This is a genomic window from Bosea sp. PAMC 26642 (assembly GCF_001562255.1).
Taxonomy (GTDB): domain Bacteria; phylum Pseudomonadota; class Alphaproteobacteria; order Rhizobiales; family Beijerinckiaceae; genus Allobosea.
In genome coordinates, this window is record NZ_CP014301.1 from 1,512,600 (window position 1) to 1,528,170 (window position 15,571).

At 65.2% G+C, this 15,571-nt stretch carries 13 protein-coding genes; 10 read left to right on the forward strand and 3 right to left on the reverse strand.

Annotation, left to right across the window (positions count from 1 at the left end):
- Nucleotides 1-19 precede the first annotated feature (19 nt).
- The 10 genes from AXW83_RS07090 to lpxB all read left to right on the forward strand — a co-directional run bounded on the left by AXW83_RS07090 (nt 20) and on the right by lpxB (nt 11,314).
- On the forward strand, nt 20-781 hold the full coding sequence (locus AXW83_RS07090) for an isoprenyl transferase (RefSeq protein WP_066611859.1): 762 nt from the start codon (nt 20-22) through the stop codon (nt 779-781).
- Nucleotides 778-1,608 carry a phosphatidate cytidylyltransferase gene (locus AXW83_RS07095; RefSeq protein ID WP_066611860.1) on the forward strand — a complete coding sequence of 277 codons (831 nt, stop codon included), beginning with the start codon at nt 778-780 and terminating at the stop codon, nt 1,606-1,608. Before AXW83_RS07090 ends, AXW83_RS07095 begins: the two co-directional genes overlap by 4 nt.
- 7 nt (nt 1,609-1,615) lie before the next feature.
- Complete coding sequence (gene dxr, locus AXW83_RS07100) at nt 1,616-2,794, forward strand: 1-deoxy-D-xylulose-5-phosphate reductoisomerase (RefSeq protein ID WP_066611862.1); 1,179 nt, start codon at nt 1,616-1,618, stop codon at nt 2,792-2,794.
- Nucleotides 2,795-2,817: 23 nt separating this feature from the next.
- Entirely contained in the window at nt 2,818-3,966 is a 1,149-nt protein-coding gene (gene rseP / locus AXW83_RS07105) for an RIP metalloprotease RseP (RefSeq protein WP_066611863.1), read from the forward strand.
- 237 nt (nt 3,967-4,203) lie between these two features.
- Nucleotides 4,204-6,717: an outer membrane protein assembly factor BamA gene (bamA, locus tag AXW83_RS07110; RefSeq protein WP_066620023.1), complete on the forward strand. Its 2,514-nt coding sequence runs from the start codon at nt 4,204-4,206 to the stop codon at nt 6,715-6,717.
- Between the two features lie 38 nt (nt 6,718-6,755).
- The gene (lpxD, locus tag AXW83_RS07115) at nt 6,756-7,811 is read left to right on the forward strand and encodes a UDP-3-O-(3-hydroxymyristoyl)glucosamine N-acyltransferase (RefSeq protein WP_066611864.1); all 1,056 of its coding nucleotides are present in this window, start codon (nt 6,756-6,758) and stop codon (nt 7,809-7,811) included.
- A 176-nt stretch (nt 7,812-7,987) separates the two neighbouring features.
- Nucleotides 7,988-8,446 (forward strand): 3-hydroxyacyl-ACP dehydratase FabZ, encoded by a 459-nt coding sequence (fabZ, locus tag AXW83_RS07120; RefSeq protein WP_066611865.1) that lies wholly within the window; start codon nt 7,988-7,990, stop codon nt 8,444-8,446.
- 32 nt (nt 8,447-8,478) lie between these two features.
- A complete protein-coding gene (gene lpxA / locus AXW83_RS07125) occupies nt 8,479-9,288 on the forward strand; it encodes an acyl-ACP--UDP-N-acetylglucosamine O-acyltransferase (protein WP_066611866.1) in 810 nt (269 codons plus the stop codon).
- Nucleotides 9,285-10,145 carry an LpxI family protein gene (locus AXW83_RS07130; protein WP_082766996.1) on the forward strand — a complete coding sequence of 287 codons (861 nt, stop codon included), beginning with the start codon at nt 9,285-9,287 and terminating at the stop codon, nt 10,143-10,145. Before lpxA ends, AXW83_RS07130 begins: the two co-directional genes overlap by 4 nt.
- Nucleotides 10,142-11,314 (forward strand): lipid-A-disaccharide synthase, encoded by a 1,173-nt coding sequence (gene lpxB / locus AXW83_RS07135; RefSeq protein ID WP_066611867.1) that lies wholly within the window; start codon nt 10,142-10,144, stop codon nt 11,312-11,314. Before AXW83_RS07130 ends, lpxB begins: the two co-directional genes overlap by 4 nt.
- A gap of 1 nt (nt 11,315) precedes the next feature.
- Here lpxB and AXW83_RS07140 read toward each other — a convergent pair whose 3' ends face one another.
- The 3 genes from AXW83_RS07140 to gltX form a co-directional block, all read right to left on the reverse strand.
- On the reverse strand, nt 11,316-12,311 hold the full coding sequence (locus tag AXW83_RS07140; RefSeq protein ID WP_066611869.1) for a Bug family tripartite tricarboxylate transporter substrate binding protein: 996 nt from the start codon (nt 12,309-12,311) through the stop codon (nt 11,316-11,318).
- 130 nt (nt 12,312-12,441) lie between these two features.
- Nucleotides 12,442-13,731: a citrate synthase gene (gene gltA, locus AXW83_RS07145; protein ID WP_066611870.1), complete on the reverse strand. Its 1,290-nt coding sequence runs from the start codon at nt 13,729-13,731 to the stop codon at nt 12,442-12,444.
- Between the two features lie 284 nt (nt 13,732-14,015).
- Complete coding sequence (gltX, locus tag AXW83_RS07150; RefSeq protein ID WP_066611871.1) at nt 14,016-15,434, reverse strand: glutamate--tRNA ligase; 1,419 nt, start codon at nt 15,432-15,434, stop codon at nt 14,016-14,018.
- Nucleotides 15,435-15,571 lie beyond the last annotated feature (137 nt).

The following is a 15,571-nucleotide window of genomic DNA, read 5'->3' on the forward strand; positions in this document are numbered from 1 at the left end:
AGGCCGAACGAGGCATAAAATGTCAACAGGCCAGCGGCAGGGAGACAACGCGCAAGGCCCCGTCCACGTCGCCATCATCATGGATGGCAACGGCCGCTGGGCGAAGATGCGCAACCTGCCGCGCCAGGAAGGCCACCGCCGGGGCCTCGAGGCCTTGCGCCGGACCGTCCGCAATGCCGATGAGCTCGGCATCAAGGTGCTGACGCTCTATAGCTTTTCGACCGAGAACTGGCGCAGGCCGCAGGCCGAGGTGTCATTCCTGATGGGACTGCTCAGGCGCTTCGTCGAGAAGGACCTCGAAGAACTCCATGGCTCCGGCGTGCGCGTGCGCATCATCGGCGGTCGCGACGACCTGACGCCGGACCTGCGCGGCCTCGTCGAACACGCCGAGACCGTGACCCGCGGCAATACGGGGATGACCCTGGTGGTCGCCTTCAACTATGGCGCCCGCGACGAGATCGCCCGTGCGGCACGCGGCCTTGCAGCGGATGTCGCGGCAGGCCGGATCGCTGCCGCCACGATCGACGAGGCAATGTTGTCGAGCCGGCTCGACACGCACGACCTGCCCGATCCCGAACTGGTGATCCGAACCTCCGGCGAGACCCGCATCTCGAATTTCCTGCTCTGGCAGGCGGCCTATGCCGAATTCGTCTTCACGCCCGTGCTCTGGCCGGATTTCGACCGCGCCGCCCTCGAAGAGGCACTGGCCGAGTATCGCCGCCGCGAGCGCCGCTTCGGCGGGCTCGCCGAGCCGGCCGACCGAAAAGTCGGCGCGGCGTGAATGAAACCCCGCCCGGCACGTCGAAGGCCGGCTCCGGCGAGTTGAAGCTGAGGGTCGTCTCGGCCCTCGTCCTGTCGGCAGGCATCCTGGCCGCGACCGCCTGGGGCGGCTGGCCCTTCCGCCTGGTCTGGACGTTGGTTGCGGGGCTCGTCGCCTATGAATGGCTCTCGATCGTCAGCCGGCGCCATGCCGTTGCCGCCGGGCTGGGTGTTGTCGCTGCGGGCATCGCACTGGGACTGCTCCCCGTCAGCCCTGCGGCGCTTGCCGGCGTCGCCGCGATAGCCGCGGTGACCGGCGCCATCGCGACGCCGCATGTCGAGGATCGGCACGCGCTGGAGGCCTGCGGCATCGCCTATGCACTGGCCTTCGCTTTGATCGCGCCGGCCTTGCGCGCCGTCCCCGATGTCGGAATCGTGCTGATCTTCTGGAGTTTCGCGGTCGTCTGGTTCACCGACATCGCCGCCTATTTCACGGGACGCCGGCTCGGTGGCCCGAAGCTTATGCCGCGCTTCAGTCCCAAGAAGACATGGTCTGGTGCCATCGGCGGTGCGGTGACCGGCACGGCCTGCGGCTATGCCGTCTGGGCACTATCGCCTGCGGCCAAAGGCCTGATTGGACCGCTTGCGGTCATCGCGGCCTCACTCTTCGCCTCCATTGCAAGCCAGGCGGGCGATCTGTTCGAATCGGCGATCAAGCGCCGCTTCGGCGCCAAGGATTCAAGCCATCTGATTCCCGGCCATGGCGGTTTCCTCGACCGGCTCGACGGCTACTGGGCCGTGCTCGTCTTCGCTGGGCTGGCGTTGTTCGCGACGCAACTGGACATCTGACCGGCCGATGCTCCGTACAGTCACTCTTCTCGGCGCCACCGGCTCCATCGGCCGCTCGACCCGCGACGTCGTGGCCGAGAACCCGGAGCGCCTGCGCATCGCCACTGTCGTCGGTGGCCGCGACGCGCAGGCGCTGGCGCGCGTCGCGATCGAAACCGGCGCAAGTTTCGCCGCGCTCGCCGATGCGAGCGCTGGCGGCGAACTGGGACGGGCGCTCGCGGGAACCGGCATCGCCAGCGGGGCAGGGCGCTCGGCCGTGCTCGACGCCGTGGCACGGCCGAGCGACATCGTCGTAAGCGCCATCTCCGGCGCAGCGGGGCTGGAGGCGACTTTTGCCGCCCTGACGCCCGGCAGGGTCATCGCGCTCGCCAACAAGGAGAGCCTGGTCTGTGCCGGTGCTGCGGTGATGGGCCGCGCCGCCGCCGTCGGCGCCCGCATCTTGCCGCTCGATTCCGAGCATAACGCCCTCTTCCAAGTGCTGGGCCACGAGCCGATTTCTGCGATCAGCAAGATGACGCTGACCGCCTCGGGAGGGCCTTTCCGGACCTGGAGCGCGGAGCAGATCGCGGGAGCGAAACCCGAGCAGGCACTGGCCCATCCCAACTATGCCATGGGCGCCAAGATCACGATCGACTCGGCCAGCATGATGAACAAGGGTCTCGAACTGATCGAGGCCTGCTTCCTCTTCGGCCTGACGCCGGACCAGCTCGACGTGCTGGTCCATCCGCAGCAGATCGTCCATGGGCTCGTCACCTTCCGCGACGGCTCGGTCAGTGCGGGCCTCGCTTTGCCCGACATGCGGGTCGCCGCCGCCCATTGCCTCGGCGTCGATGGCCGCCTGGACGCACCGCCCGCGCGCTTTCTCGATCTGGCAACGACAGCCCCCTTGTCCTTCGAGCGCCCTGATCTGGCGCGCTTCCCCGCGCTCGGCCTCGCCATTGCGGCACTGGCCGGCGGCGGGGCGATGCCGGCAGTTCTGAACGCCGCCAACGAGATCGCGGTCGCGGCCTTCCTGGCAGGCCATATCCCGTTCCCGGGGATAGCCGGCCTGGTCGAGGCCGTCTGCGCGCAAACCGCGTCCGGGCTGACTGCGCCACTGGATGTCGAGGAAGCCCTCGCCATTGACCAAGACGCGAGAAAGCGCGCGCAAGCGCTCTTGTCGCAAGCCGCCTTCGCTGTCACCTAAGGGGTAGGAAGCGGGAGAGTTTGATGGAATTCGTGACAACGATCTGGAATGCGGGTCATTTCCTGTTGAGCTACCTGCTGCCCTTCCTGTTCGTCCTGACGACCGTGATCTTCGTCCACGAACTCGGCCATTTCCTCGTCGGACGCTGGTGCGGCGTGGACGTGAAGGTGTTCTCGATCGGCTTTGGCCGCGAGATCGTCGGCTTCAACGACAAGCACGGCACGCGCTGGCGCATCGCCATGATCCCGCTCGGCGGCTATGTGAAATTCTCCGGCGATGCCGACGCCTCGAGTGCGCCCGACCATGCCGAAGTTGCGCAGATGTCGCAGCGCGAGCGCGAACGCTCGTTTCCGGCCCAGTCGATCGGCGAGCGCGCCGCGATCGTCGCAGCCGGCCCGATTGCCAATTTCCTGCTCGCCATCCTTATCTTCGGTGCCACATCGTTCATTTTCGGCAAGCAGGTGCTGATCCCGCGCGTCGACGAAATCGTTGCCGGCAGCGCGGCCGAACGCGCCGGGTTGAAGTCGGGCGATCTCGTCCTGTCGATCGACGGCAGTCCGATCGGCAGCTTCGGCGACATGCAGCGCGCCGTCTCCATCAGGCCGAACGAAACGCTCTCGCTCGTCGTCGACCGCGCCGGCAGCGCGCTGACCCTCCCGGTCACGCCCGATCTGGTCGAGACCAGTTCTCCTCTCGGCAAGCAGCGTATCGGCATCATCGGCGTGCGCGCCTCGCGCAATCCGCAGGACTGGTCGACGCAACGATTCGGCCTGCTGGAATCCGCCAGGCTCGGCGTCACCGAAAGCTGGTTCGTCGTCGAGCGAACCTATGACTACCTGTCCAAGCTCGTCGTCGGCCGGGAATCGACCGACCAGCTCTCCGGTCCGATCCGGATCGCGCAGGTCTCCGGCATGGTCGCATCGAGCGGCGGCCTGTTGGGCCTGATCAACCTGGCCGCGATCCTCTCGGTTTCGATCGGCCTGATGAACCTGTTCCCGATTCCGATGCTCGATGGCGGACACCTCATGTTCTACGCGATCGAGGCCTTGCGCGGCCGCCCTCTCAGCGAACGGGCTCAGGAAATTGGCCTGCGCGTCGGTCTGGGTCTCGTCCTGATGTTAATGCTTTTCGTGACCTGGAACGATCTGGTCCATGTTCGCTCGTTGTTGTGAAATCGCGTCGCAGCCCGCTCGAAGGCAGTTTTTCTGTGCCGAATTGAGGCAAAACGACGGCGCGTGGCGTGGCCTCATGGCAACGACGGGGCGAAAAACACTTTGTTAACGACAATGCCGGTTTGCACCCATCGTGAAACTTTGTAGAAGCGATTGGACTGCAATGTCGTCGTGCGACTGCTGCGAAGCGGATGCTCCCAAGTCGGGATGGCGACCTTAGAAAATGGAATAGGCGACCTGATGACGTCGACTCTAAAGAGCCGGTCTTCGAGAATGCGGCTCTCTCGATCCGTCGGACTTTCGGCCTTCATGTTGGCCGTAAGCGGTGGCGTTGCGTTTGCGCAGGCCGTGATAGTCCAGGGCAATCGTCGTGTGGATGCGGAGACCATCCGCTCCTATGCGACAGGGCAGGGCGGCCCGCAGGAGATCCGCCAGACTTTGCTCGCGACCGGCATGTTCTCCAACGTGCAGGTCAGCCGCCGTGGCGCGCAGACCGTGATCTCGGTTCAGGAAAACGACACGATCAATCGCGTCGCTTTCGAAGGCAACCGCCGCGTCAAGAGCGAAATCCTGATGCAGCAGGTCGAATCCAAGGCCAATGGCCCGCTCAGCCAGGCTTTGATCGACGCCGACGCCCAGCGCCTGCGCGAGATCTATCGCCGCTCCGGCTATGGCACGACCGCGATCACCGGCCGCATCGCGCCGCTGCCGAATGGTCGCTCGGACGTCGTCTTCACCGTCGTCGAGAGTGGCAAGACCGGCATCAAGACGATCAATTTCTCGGGCAATAACGAGTATTCGGCCGGTCGTCTTCGCGGCCTGATGAGCTCGACCGAGTCGAATTTCCTCAGCTTCATCAAGACCTCCGACGTCTATGACGCCGACCGCATCACCGCCGACCTCGAACTGGTCCGGCGCTTTTACCTGAAGAACGGCTATGCCGACTTCCAGATCGTCTCCAACACGGCGCGTTTCGATGACGCGCAAGGCGGCTGGATCCTCGACATCGTCGTCAACGAGGGGCCGCAGTACAAGGTCGGCAATGTCGCCGTAGACTCGCGTCTGCGCGATATCGATCCTGCGACGCTCCAGCGCTACCTTTCGACATCGGCCGGCGATACCTACAATGCCGAGGCGGTCGAGAAGTCGCTCCTCAACCTGACCAACGAAGTGTCGCGTCGCGGCTATGCCTTCGCGCAGGTTCGCCCGCGCGGCGACCGTGATGCGGCGGGCCGCCTGATCGGCATTACCTATGTCGTCGACGAAGGCCCGCGCGTCTATGTCGAGCGCATCAATGTGCGCGGCAACACCCGCACCCGCGACTATGTCGTTCGCCGCGAACTCGATCTCGGTGAGGGCGATGCCTATAACAAGGTTCAGATCGACCGCGCCGAGCGTCGCCTGAACAATCTCGGCTTCTTCAACAAGGTCCGCGTCACCAACGAGCCTGGCAGCGCGCCCGATCGCGTCGTCGTCAACATCGACGTCGAGGACAAGGCAACCGGCTCCTTCTCGGTTGCCGGCGGTTATTCGACCTCGGACGGCATCATCGGCGAGGTGTCGCTCTCGGAATCGAACTTCCTCGGCCGCGGCCAGTTCGTCCGGATCGCCGGTACGCTCGGCCAGCGCACCCAGGGCATCGATTTCTCCTTCACGGAGCCCTATTTCCTCGATCGCCGCATCGCAGCGGGCTTCGACCTGTTTTCCAAGTTCAGCGATAACTACAACACCGGCCGCTTCGAGAGCCGCGTGACGGGCGGTCAGGTTCGCCTGACCTTCCCGATCACGGAAGAACTCTCGATCACGCCGCGCTATTCGCTCTATCAGACCGAAATCGAGATCCCGAATACGGCCGAGCGGCCCTATAACGATTGTAGCGTTCCGCTTGCAGGCGTGACGCCGGGAACGGCCGGGTCCATTTACCCGGTCGCCACCACCGCCATCAACTGCCTGACCAACGGCGAGGCGACGATCGCGGTTAAGGAGGCGGCCGGAACGACCTTGACTTCGCTCGTCGGCTTGAACTTCAACTACAACTCGCTCGACAGCGTCCAGAGCCCGCGCAATGGTTTCATCGCGGAACTGAAGCCAGAATTTGCCGGTGTCGGCGGCGACTCGAAGTTCCTGCGCGTCTCGGCGGATGCCCGATATTATCGCGAAGTCTTCGACGATGTCGTCGGCTTCCTGCGGGTGCAGGGCGGCCACGTCCAGGCTACCAGCGGCGATCTGCGCATGATCGACCACTATTTCCTCGGACCGACGCTGGTCCGTGGTTTTGCTCCCTCGGGCATTGGTCCGCGCGACGTCCTGAACGATCCGACGGCCAACGCGCTGGGCGGCACGACCTATTTCGGCGGCTCCGTGGAACTGCAGTTTCCGATCTTCGGTCTGCCCCGCGATCTCGGCCTGCGCGGTGCGGTCTTCGCCGATGCCGGCACGCTGTTCGACTATGACGGCGGTTCGAAGACGATCACCACGCCGACGGCTTGCCCGGCCGGCTCCGAGGCGCGCCAGTTCAATGTCGCGACGACATCGCAATACCAGACCAACGTGGCCTGCGTACGCGACAAGAACATGATCCGCTCGTCTGTCGGCGTCAGCCTGCTCTGGCAGTCGCCGCTCGGCCCGATCCGCTTCGACTATGCCTATGCCCTGTCGAAGGATGACGGCCAGTTCGACCCGGTTGCGGGCCGCAAGTTCGGCGGCGACCGCCTCCAGGCGTTCCGCTTCTCCGGCGGCACGCGCTTCTGACGCAGTGGGGCGTTCGCGCCCCGCTTCGGATCCAGTCGATGGCAGAACCCCAGTTCTTTCCGGTCGCGACCTCGCTCGATTTCGGCGAGGTCGCTTCCATGTCCGGCCTCTCCTTGCCGGAAGGCGTCGATGCGGCACGGCCGATCACCGGCGTCGCCGCGCTCGAAGCGGCGGGTTCTTCCGATCTCGCCTATATGGACAACCCGAAATACACCGAAGCACTGGCCGTGACCGGTGCGGGCTTGTGCCTGGTTTCGGCTCGTTTCGCCGCCCGTGTCCCGGTCGGCACGACGGCTCTGGTTTCGCCGGCCCCCTACCATGCTTTTGCCCAGGTCCTGGCCCGGTTGTTTCCCGCTGCACTGAAGCCCGGATCGATGTTCGGCGCGCAGGGTGTGGCGCCCGGCGCCTTTGTCCACGCGACGGCCCGGCTCGAAGCCGGGGTCACCGTCGATCCCGGCGCCGTTGTCGGTCCCGGCGCGGAGATCGGTGCCGGCACGGTGATCTCGGCCCACGCGGTCATCGGCCCCCAGGTCCGGATCGGGCGCGATTGCTCGATCGGCCCCGGCAGCACGCTGCAATCCACGCTGATCGGCAACCGCGTCATCATTCATCCGGGCGTGCGCATCGGCCAGGACGGCTTCGGCTTCGCCATGAGCCCCAAGGGGCACATGAAGGTGCCGCAAATCGGGCGCGTCATCATTCAGGACGATGTCGAGATCGGCGCCAACACCTGCATCGATCGCGGCGCCAGCCGTGACACGGTGATCGGCGAGGGCACCAAGATCGATAACTTGGTCCAGATCGGCCATAACGTCGTCATCGGTCGCCATTGCGTCATCGTTGCGCAGGTCGGCATCGCCGGTTCCACGACGCTCGAGGATTTCGTCGTCCTCGGTGGCCAGGTCGGTCTTGCAGGCCATCTGACCGTCGGCATGGGCGCGCAGGTCGCGGCACAAAGCGGCGTCGCGGGCGACGTTCCGCGTGGTGCACGTTATGGCGGCTCTCCGGCGCAGCCGGCGCTGAGCTGGGCGCGCGAGAGCGCGCTGCTGAAGTCGCTGGTCGCAAACCGTGGCAAAGGCCGGACCCCGAGCTGATCGGCCAGCGCCACGCCTGTCGCGATCCTACGTTGGGATGCTCCGGTGCATCCCGGTTCATGAGCACGAGGCTGGCAGCAATTGGCCTGCCAGAGATGTTGGCGTCGCGCGTTGACGCGGCTAGAACGGATCGATGATGCGGCCGCTCGGACGGCTCGCACGGGAGAGAAGAAACGATGACCGAGGCGACGACGGCGCTGGGTGTGGCCGACATCCAGAAGATCATGGCCTGCATTCCGCACCGCTATCCTTTCCTGCTCGTCGACAAGGTCGTCGAAATCAACGGCGACGAGTCCGGCGTTGGCATCAAGAACGTCACCATCAACGAGCCCCAGTTCACCGGTCACTTCCCGGGCCGGCCGGTCTTTCCAGGCGTGCTGATGATCGAGGCGATGGCGCAGACGGCCGGCGTGCTCGTCGTCAGTTCGCGCGGCGAGGCCGACCCGGCGGTCAGCAGCGTGCTGTTCACGACGATCGACAAGGCCAAGTTCCGCAAGCCGGTCGTGCCGGGCGACACGTTGCGCTTTCACCTGACCAAAGTCGCGCGCAAGCGCAACATCTGGTTCTACCGTGGCGAGGCCAGGGTCGATGGCGTGCTGGTGGCCGAGGCCGACCTTTCGGCCATGGTCGTCTGAGCCAAAGCGTCGACATAAGGACAAATGATTCCATGAGCGTCACCATCCACCCGATGTCGATCGTCGACCCGAATGCGCGCCTCGGTGATGGCGTCATGGTCGGCCCGTTCTGCACCGTCGGCGCCGATGTCGTGCTGGGCGAGGGCGTCGAACTCGTCAGCCATGTCGCCGTAGCCGGACGCACCGCGATCGGCGCCCGCACAAAAATCTATCCCTTCGCCTCGATCGGCCATCCGCCTCAGGACCTGAAATACCATGGCGAGCCCTCGACGCTGACGATCGGAGCCGATTGCATTATCCGCGAAGGCGTGACCATGAATCCCGGTACCGAGGGCGGCGGCATGAAGACCATCATCGGCGACAAATGCTTCTTTCTGGCCAACTCCCATGTCGCGCATGACACGCAGATCGGCGACAGCGTCATCTTCTCAAACAATGTGATGTGCGCCGGCCATGTGAAGGTCGGCAACTTCGTCATCGTCGGCGGCGGCACCGGCCTGCACCAGTTCATCCGCGTCGGCGACCATGCCTTCATCGGTGGCGGGGCAGGGGTGATGCATGATGTCATCCCCTTCGGCATGGTGCGCGACAACCCGGCCCATCTCGCCGGGCTCAACCTCGTCGGCCTGCGCCGCCGCGGCTTTTCGCGCGAGCATATCCATGAACTCCGCCGCGCCTACCGGCTGCTCTTTGCCGACGAGGGCACACTTGCCGAGCGCGTCGAGGATGTCGGCAGCGAATTCGCCTCGCATCCGCTGATCCACGAGATTCTGGACTTTATCCGTGTCGGCGGCGAGCGCGCCATCTGCGTTCCGCACGACGTCAACGCGCTGGATCGGTGAGCGGCGATCCGGCCGGGATGGCACCGACACGACCTCTCGGCATCATCGCAGGCGGCGGCGACTACCCGCCGCGCCTCGCACGCCTGGCGGCTCAGCAGGGGCGCGAGGTCTTCATAGCGGCACTCGACGGCGTCGCGAACCCGTCCGCCTTTGCCGATTCCGATGTTCGGAGCTACCGCCTGGGCCAGCTCGGCCGCCTGCTGGATGAGTTGCGCCGGCGCGAGATCGGCGACCTTGTTTTGATCGGCGGGCTGCCGCGCCCCAGCTTCAGTGCACTGATGCCGGAGGCCTCGACGCTGAAATACCTGCCGCATTTCGCCCGCGCCTTCCAGGGCGGCGACGATCATCTGCTCAGGGGCGTGGTGCAGTTCTTCGAGACGCAGGGCTTCAGGGTTCTCGGCCCGGCCGATATCGCCCCCGAATTGACCGCCCCGCTGGGCCCCTGTGGCCGGACCCGCCCATCGGCAGTGATGCAGGCCACGATCACGCGCGGCTTTGCCCTGCTGGAAGCGCTCTCGCCCTTCGATATCGGCCAGGCCGCCATATTGGCGGATCATCGCGTCATCGCAGTCGAAGCCGCCGAAGGTACGGACGCGATGCTCCGCCGTGTTGCCGATCTGACAGCGGCTGGTCGGCTGAAGCTCGCGAAAGGCGACGGCGTCATGGTCAAGGCGCCCAAGCGAGGGCAGGATCTGCGCGTCGACATGCCGGCTATCGGCGCCGAGACGTTGCGCGGCCTCGCGAATGCCGGGCTGGCGGGCGTTGCCGTCAAAGCCGGCAGCGTGCTGTTGGGAGACACCGCAGAACTTGGGCGACTTGCGGACAGGCACGCCCTGTTCGTCGAGGGCATCGCGTGAGCGAGCCGTTCCGTCTTGCCATCATTGCCGGCGAAACGTCAGGGGACGCGCTCGCCGTTCCGTTCATCGCAAGTCTGCGGGAACGGCTGGGCGACAGGCCGCTCGCTCTCGCCGGCGTCGGCGGCCATCGCCTGATCGAGCAGGGGCTGGAAGCGTTCTTCCCTCAGGCCGACATCGCCGTGATGGGCTTCGGGCCCGTGGTCGCACGCCTCCCGTTGCTGCTGCGTCGCATGGAGGATGCCGCCAGAGGCGTCGTTGCGTTCAAGCCCGACCTGCTTTTGACCATCGACAGCCCCGACTTTTCGCTCCGGGTTGCGAAGAAAGTCCGCAGCCGAGCACCTGCCATCCCGATCGTGCACTGGGTCTGTCCGAGCGTCTGGGCCTGGCGCTCGGGCCGCGCTCGCCGGATGGCGCCCCATATCGACTCCATCCTGGCCTTGCTGCCGTTCGAGCCGGCTGCGCTCGAACGATTGCACGGCCCCAGGACAGTCTATGTCGGCCATCCCCTGATGGAGCGCCTCGGCGATCTGCGGCCGAACGCCACTGAAGCGGCCCATCGGGTCGATGGCAAGAACCCTGTCATCCTCGTTCTGCCGGGCAGTCGCCGCTCCGAAATCCACCACCTGATGCCGGTCTTCGGTCGCGCCATCGAGCAGGTCGCGGCAGCGCTGCCGGGCACCCGCTTCGTTCTGCCCGCCGTCGCTCATCTGGCAGACGCGATCCGCGAAATCACATCGGAATGGAAAGTCCGGCCCGAGATCGTCGAAGGCGAGCCCGCCAAGCAGGCCGCCTTCCGTTCGGCGCGGGCCGCGCTGGCGGCGTCGGGCACGGTGACGCTCGAACTCGCGCTGTCGCAGGTGCCGACGGTTGCCGCCTATCGCGGCGCCGGCTGGGAAGCTGCCATTGCCCGGCGCCTGATCAAACTGCCGAGCGTGATCCTGCCCAATCTCATCCTCGGCCGACGCGTCGTACCGGAGTTCATACAGAACGATGCCTCGCCTGAAACGCTGAGCCGGCATCTGCTCGACGCACTCGCTGACGGCCCTTCGCGCGCGAACCAGCTTGCCGGCTTCACCGAGGTCGAGACGATCATGAGTGCGGCCGGCAGGAGCCCGGCCGCCAATGCAGTGGACGCCGCGCTGGCCCTGGTGGCAGCTCGGCGCGGCTAGATCACTCGAGCGCGGCGCCCGACGCCTTGGCGATCGGGAACCACCTCGCCACCTCGACCTTGACATGCTCGCCGAGCGCTTCCGGCGTGGAGCCGACGATGTCGGCACTGACGTCGGTGAGGCGCTGCTTCACGGTGGGGTCGGTCAACGCCTTGTTGGCTGCGGCATTGAGCTTGTCGATGACGGCCTTGGGCATGTTCGCCGGGCCGAACAATGCGTTCCAGGTATAGGTCTCGTAGCCGGCAAGCCCGCCCTCGGCGATCGTCGGCAGGTCCGGGAATGAGGCGACCCGCGCCTTGGTGGTGACGCCGATCGCGCGAAGCTGCCCGCTGCGGATGAACTGGTCCGACGAGGGCAAATTGTCGAACATGATCGGCACCGCGCCCGCGACCACATCGTTCAGCGCCGGCCCCGCGCCGCGATAGGGCACATGGTTCATCTGCACGCCGCCGATCGACTTGAACAGCTCGCCCGACAGATGCAGCGGCGTGCCGACACCCGACGAGGCGTAGGAGTACTTGCCGGGATTGTCCTTCAGGATCTTGATCACCTCCTGCACCGTCTTGGCCGGGAAGTCCGGGTGAACGACCATGACGTTCGGAACGATTGCCAGCAGCGAGATCGGTGTGAAATCCTTGACCGGATCGAAGGTCACCGTCTTGAGGATCGCGGGATTGAGCGCATGGGTCGAGATCGTGCCCATTAGGATCGTGTAGCCGTCAGGCGCAGCCCGGGCGACCGCCGTCGAGCCGATATTGCCCCCGGCACCGGCCCGGTTCTCGATCACGACGTTCTGGCCGAGCAACTCGCCCATCTTCTGCCCGACGAGCCGCGCGACGATATCGGTCGAGCCGCCGGCGGCGAAGGGCACGATCAGCGTGATCGGCTTGCTGGGAAAATTGGCCTGGGCCTGGGCGAGGCCGGAAGGCCCCGCGACGGACAGCGCCGATGCACCGGCCAGGAATATTCTGCGATTGACGGCGTGGTATTCTGACATGAGACCTCCCAAAGAGTTGGGCGGACTATAGCGCAGGATCGCCGGCAAAAAAGCCATCACAAGGTCGCGGAAACGAAAACGGCCGCGACGGTCTCCCGTCACGGCCGGATATCGATGAAAGTCGAGGGCCTCAGCGGCGACCGATCGGCGAATACTCCCGCTGCGGCGAGCCCGTATAGAGCTGGCGCGGACGGCCGATCTTCTGTGACGGATCCTCGATCATCTCCTTCCACTGCGCGATCCAGCCGACGGTGCGCGCCAGCGCGAACAGCGCCGTGAACATCGAGGTCGGGAAACCCATCGCCTTCAGCGTGATGCCCGAATAGAAATCGATGTTCGGATAAAGCTTCTTCTCGATGAAGTAGCTGTCCGACAGCGCGATCCGCTCGAGCTCGATCGCCACGTCGAGCAGCGGGTCGTCCTTGATGCCGAGCTCGGCCAGAACCTCATGCGTCGTCTTCTGCATGATCTTGGCGCGCGGATCGTAGTTCTTGTAGACGCGGTGGCCGAAGCCCATCAGGCGGAAGGGGTCGTTCTTGTCCTTCGCCTTGGCGATGAATTTCGGGATGTTGTCGACCGTCCCGATCTCCTCCAGCATTTTCAGCGCCGCCTCGTTGGCGCCGCCATGGGCCGGACCCCAGAGGCAGGCCGCGCCGGCCGCGATACAGGCGAAGGGATTGGCGCCCGACGAGCCGGCAAGCCTGACTGTCGAAGTCGAGGCGTTCTGCTCGTGGTCGGCGTGCAGGATGAAGATGCGATCCAGCGCCCGCGACAGCACCGGGTTGACCTTGTACTCCTCGGCCGGCACAGCAAAGCACATGCGCAGGAAGTTCGAGGTGTAGTCGAGCGAGTTCAGCGGATACACGAAGGGCTGGCCGACCGTGTATTTGAACGCCATCGCCGCCAGCGTCGGCATCTTGGCAATCATCCGCATCGACGCGACCATGCGCTGATACGGATCGGAGATGTCGGTCGAGTCGTGATAGAAAGCCGACATCGCGCCGATCGAGCCGACCATGACCGCCATCGGATGCGCGTCGCGGCGGAAGCCCTGGAAGAAGCGGGCCATCTGCTCGTGCACCATGGTGTGGCGCGTCACGCGATAGTCGAAATCGGCCTTCTGCGCCGCGGTCGGCAGTTCGCCTTCGAGCAGCAGGTAGCAGGTCTCGAGAAAGTCGCCATGTTCGGCGAGCTGCTCGATCGGGTAGCCGCGATAGAGCAGCACACCCTCGTCGCCGTCGATATAGGTGATCTGCGACTCGCAGCTCGCCGTCGAGGTGAAGCCGGGATCATAGGTGAACATCCCGGTCTGCGAGTAGAGCTTGGCGATGTCGATGACGGAGGGCCCTATCGAACCCTTCTTGATCGCCATGTCGACCGTCTTGTCGCCGACCTGGAGCTGTCCGTTGTTTCCGCTCATCGATACCGATCCTTTCAGGCTCGTTGCTGATCAATCGCTTTTCCGTCAGGCCCGACACCCGATTGTGGCGCACGAGACATCTCAGTCATCCGAAGGCCTGGACGTGACGGCACGGTGACGGAAAGCAAATGCGGATACGAGGCAGGAAGGCGGTTCATCCAACTGATATTCAAGCAATATTTGTGCCCGCCCCACCACGCGGCGGACCGGACACGTGCCGCGTCACTAGACCATTTGCATAAGCGGTTCAACCAAGCCGAAAGACGGTCCGCAACTCCCCCGCGTCATGCCTGATCGCCCAGTCGCGCCAGCGTCTCCTCGCGGCCAAGCACCGCCATCACGTCGAACAGGCCAGGCGACATCGCACGCCCCGTCAGCGCCGCCCGCAGCGGCTGCGCCGCCTGGCCGAGCTTCAAGTTGTTCTCTTCCGCGTAACCGCGCACGGCCGCCTCCAATGCTTCCGTGGACCAGTCGTTCACGGCCTCCAGCTTCTCGGTCAATCCCGGCAGACGCTGTTTTGCGGCGTCGTCAAGCAGGGCGGCGGCTTTCGCGTCGAGCTGCAGGGGGCGCTTGGCATAGAGATAATAGGCGCTGTCGAGCAGCTCGATCAGCGTCTTGGCACGATCTTTCAGTCCCGGCATCGCCGCCAGGAACCGTGCCTCCAGCTCGGACGAAAGTGTTCCGGCCAAGCCGCGCGCCGGTCCGATCTCGGGCAGGATTACCTTCAATGCCTCGAGCAGGTCGCGAGCTTCCGACTGGCGCATATAAAGGCCGTTGAGGCTCTCGAGCTTGGCATAATCGAAGCGCGCGGCAGAGCGCCCGATCGAGGAGAGGTTGAACAGCGAGATCATCTCCTCGGTAGAAAAGATCTCCTGGTCGCCATGGCTCCAGCCCAGCCGCAGCAGGTAATTGCGCACGGCCGCCGGCAGGTAGCCCATCGAACGATAGGCGTCGACGCCGAGCGCGCCATGGCGCTTGGAGAGCTTTGCGCCGTCGGCGCCATGGATCAGCGGGATATGCGACATGCTCGGCACGCTCCAGCCCATCGCCTGGTAGATCTGCGTCTGCCGCGCGGCATTGGTCAGGTGGTCGTCGCCACGGATGACATGGGTCACCCCCATGTCGTGGTCGTCGACCACGACGGCGAGCATATAGGTCGGGTTGCCGTCAGAGCGCAGCAGCACGAGATCGTCGAGATTCTCGTTCTGCCAGACGACCCGACCCTGGACCTCGTCCTCGACCACGGTCTCCCCAGTCTGCGGTGCGCGCAGTCGGATCACCGGCTTGACGCCGGCCGGCGCGGTCGCCGGATCGCGATCGCGCCAGCGCCCGTCATAGCGCATCGGCTTGCCGGCGGCCTTGGCCTGCTCTCGCATCTCGTCGAGCTCGGCCGGCGTCGCATAGCAATGATAGGCATTGCCGGCTGCGAGCATCTGCTGTGCCACCTCGCGATGCCGCTCGGCGCGGGAAAATTGGTAGACCGTATCCCCGTCCCAATCGAGACCGAGCCAGTTCAGCCCATCGAGGATCGCCGCGATCGCGGGCTCCGTCGAACGCTCGCGGTCGGTATCCTCGATGCGTAGCAGCATCTTGCCGCCATGACGGCGAGCATAGAGCCAGTTGAACAGCGCCGTCCGCCCGCCGCCGATATGCAGGAAACCGGTGGGCGAGGGGGCAAAGCGCGTGACGACGGCATCGGTCATAGAAGGCAGGCTCCAACCGGACGGCAGAGGAAAAGTCCGGAGCAAAGAACATAAAAGAGCCGACGACATGACATCCGGCGCGGCCCCTGTAACATGGCTCTGCCGCCCGCGTTAAGCGCAACCTCGCGTCCGGCTGG

Coding starts and splice junctions, on each gene's coding strand:
- lpxD (WP_066611864.1), top strand. CDS start 6,756: ATGGCAGAACCCCAGTTCTTTCCGGTCGCGACCTCGCTCGATTTCGGC.
- gltX (WP_066611871.1), bottom strand. CDS start 15,434: ATGACCGATGCCGTCGTCACGCGCTTTGCCCCCTCGCCCACCGGTTTC.
- AXW83_RS07090 (WP_066611859.1), top strand. CDS start 20: ATGTCAACAGGCCAGCGGCAGGGAGACAACGCGCAAGGCCCCGTCCAC.
- rseP (WP_066611863.1), top strand. CDS start 2,818: ATGGAATTCGTGACAACGATCTGGAATGCGGGTCATTTCCTGTTGAGC.
- AXW83_RS07140 (WP_066611869.1), bottom strand. CDS start 12,311: ATGTCAGAATACCACGCCGTCAATCGCAGAATATTCCTGGCCGGTGCA.
- gltA (WP_066611870.1), bottom strand. CDS start 13,731: ATGAGCGGAAACAACGGACAGCTCCAGGTCGGCGACAAGACGGTCGAC.
- fabZ (WP_066611865.1), top strand. CDS start 7,988: ATGACCGAGGCGACGACGGCGCTGGGTGTGGCCGACATCCAGAAGATC.
- dxr (WP_066611862.1), top strand. CDS start 1,616: ATGCTCCGTACAGTCACTCTTCTCGGCGCCACCGGCTCCATCGGCCGC.
- lpxA (WP_066611866.1), top strand. CDS start 8,479: ATGAGCGTCACCATCCACCCGATGTCGATCGTCGACCCGAATGCGCGC.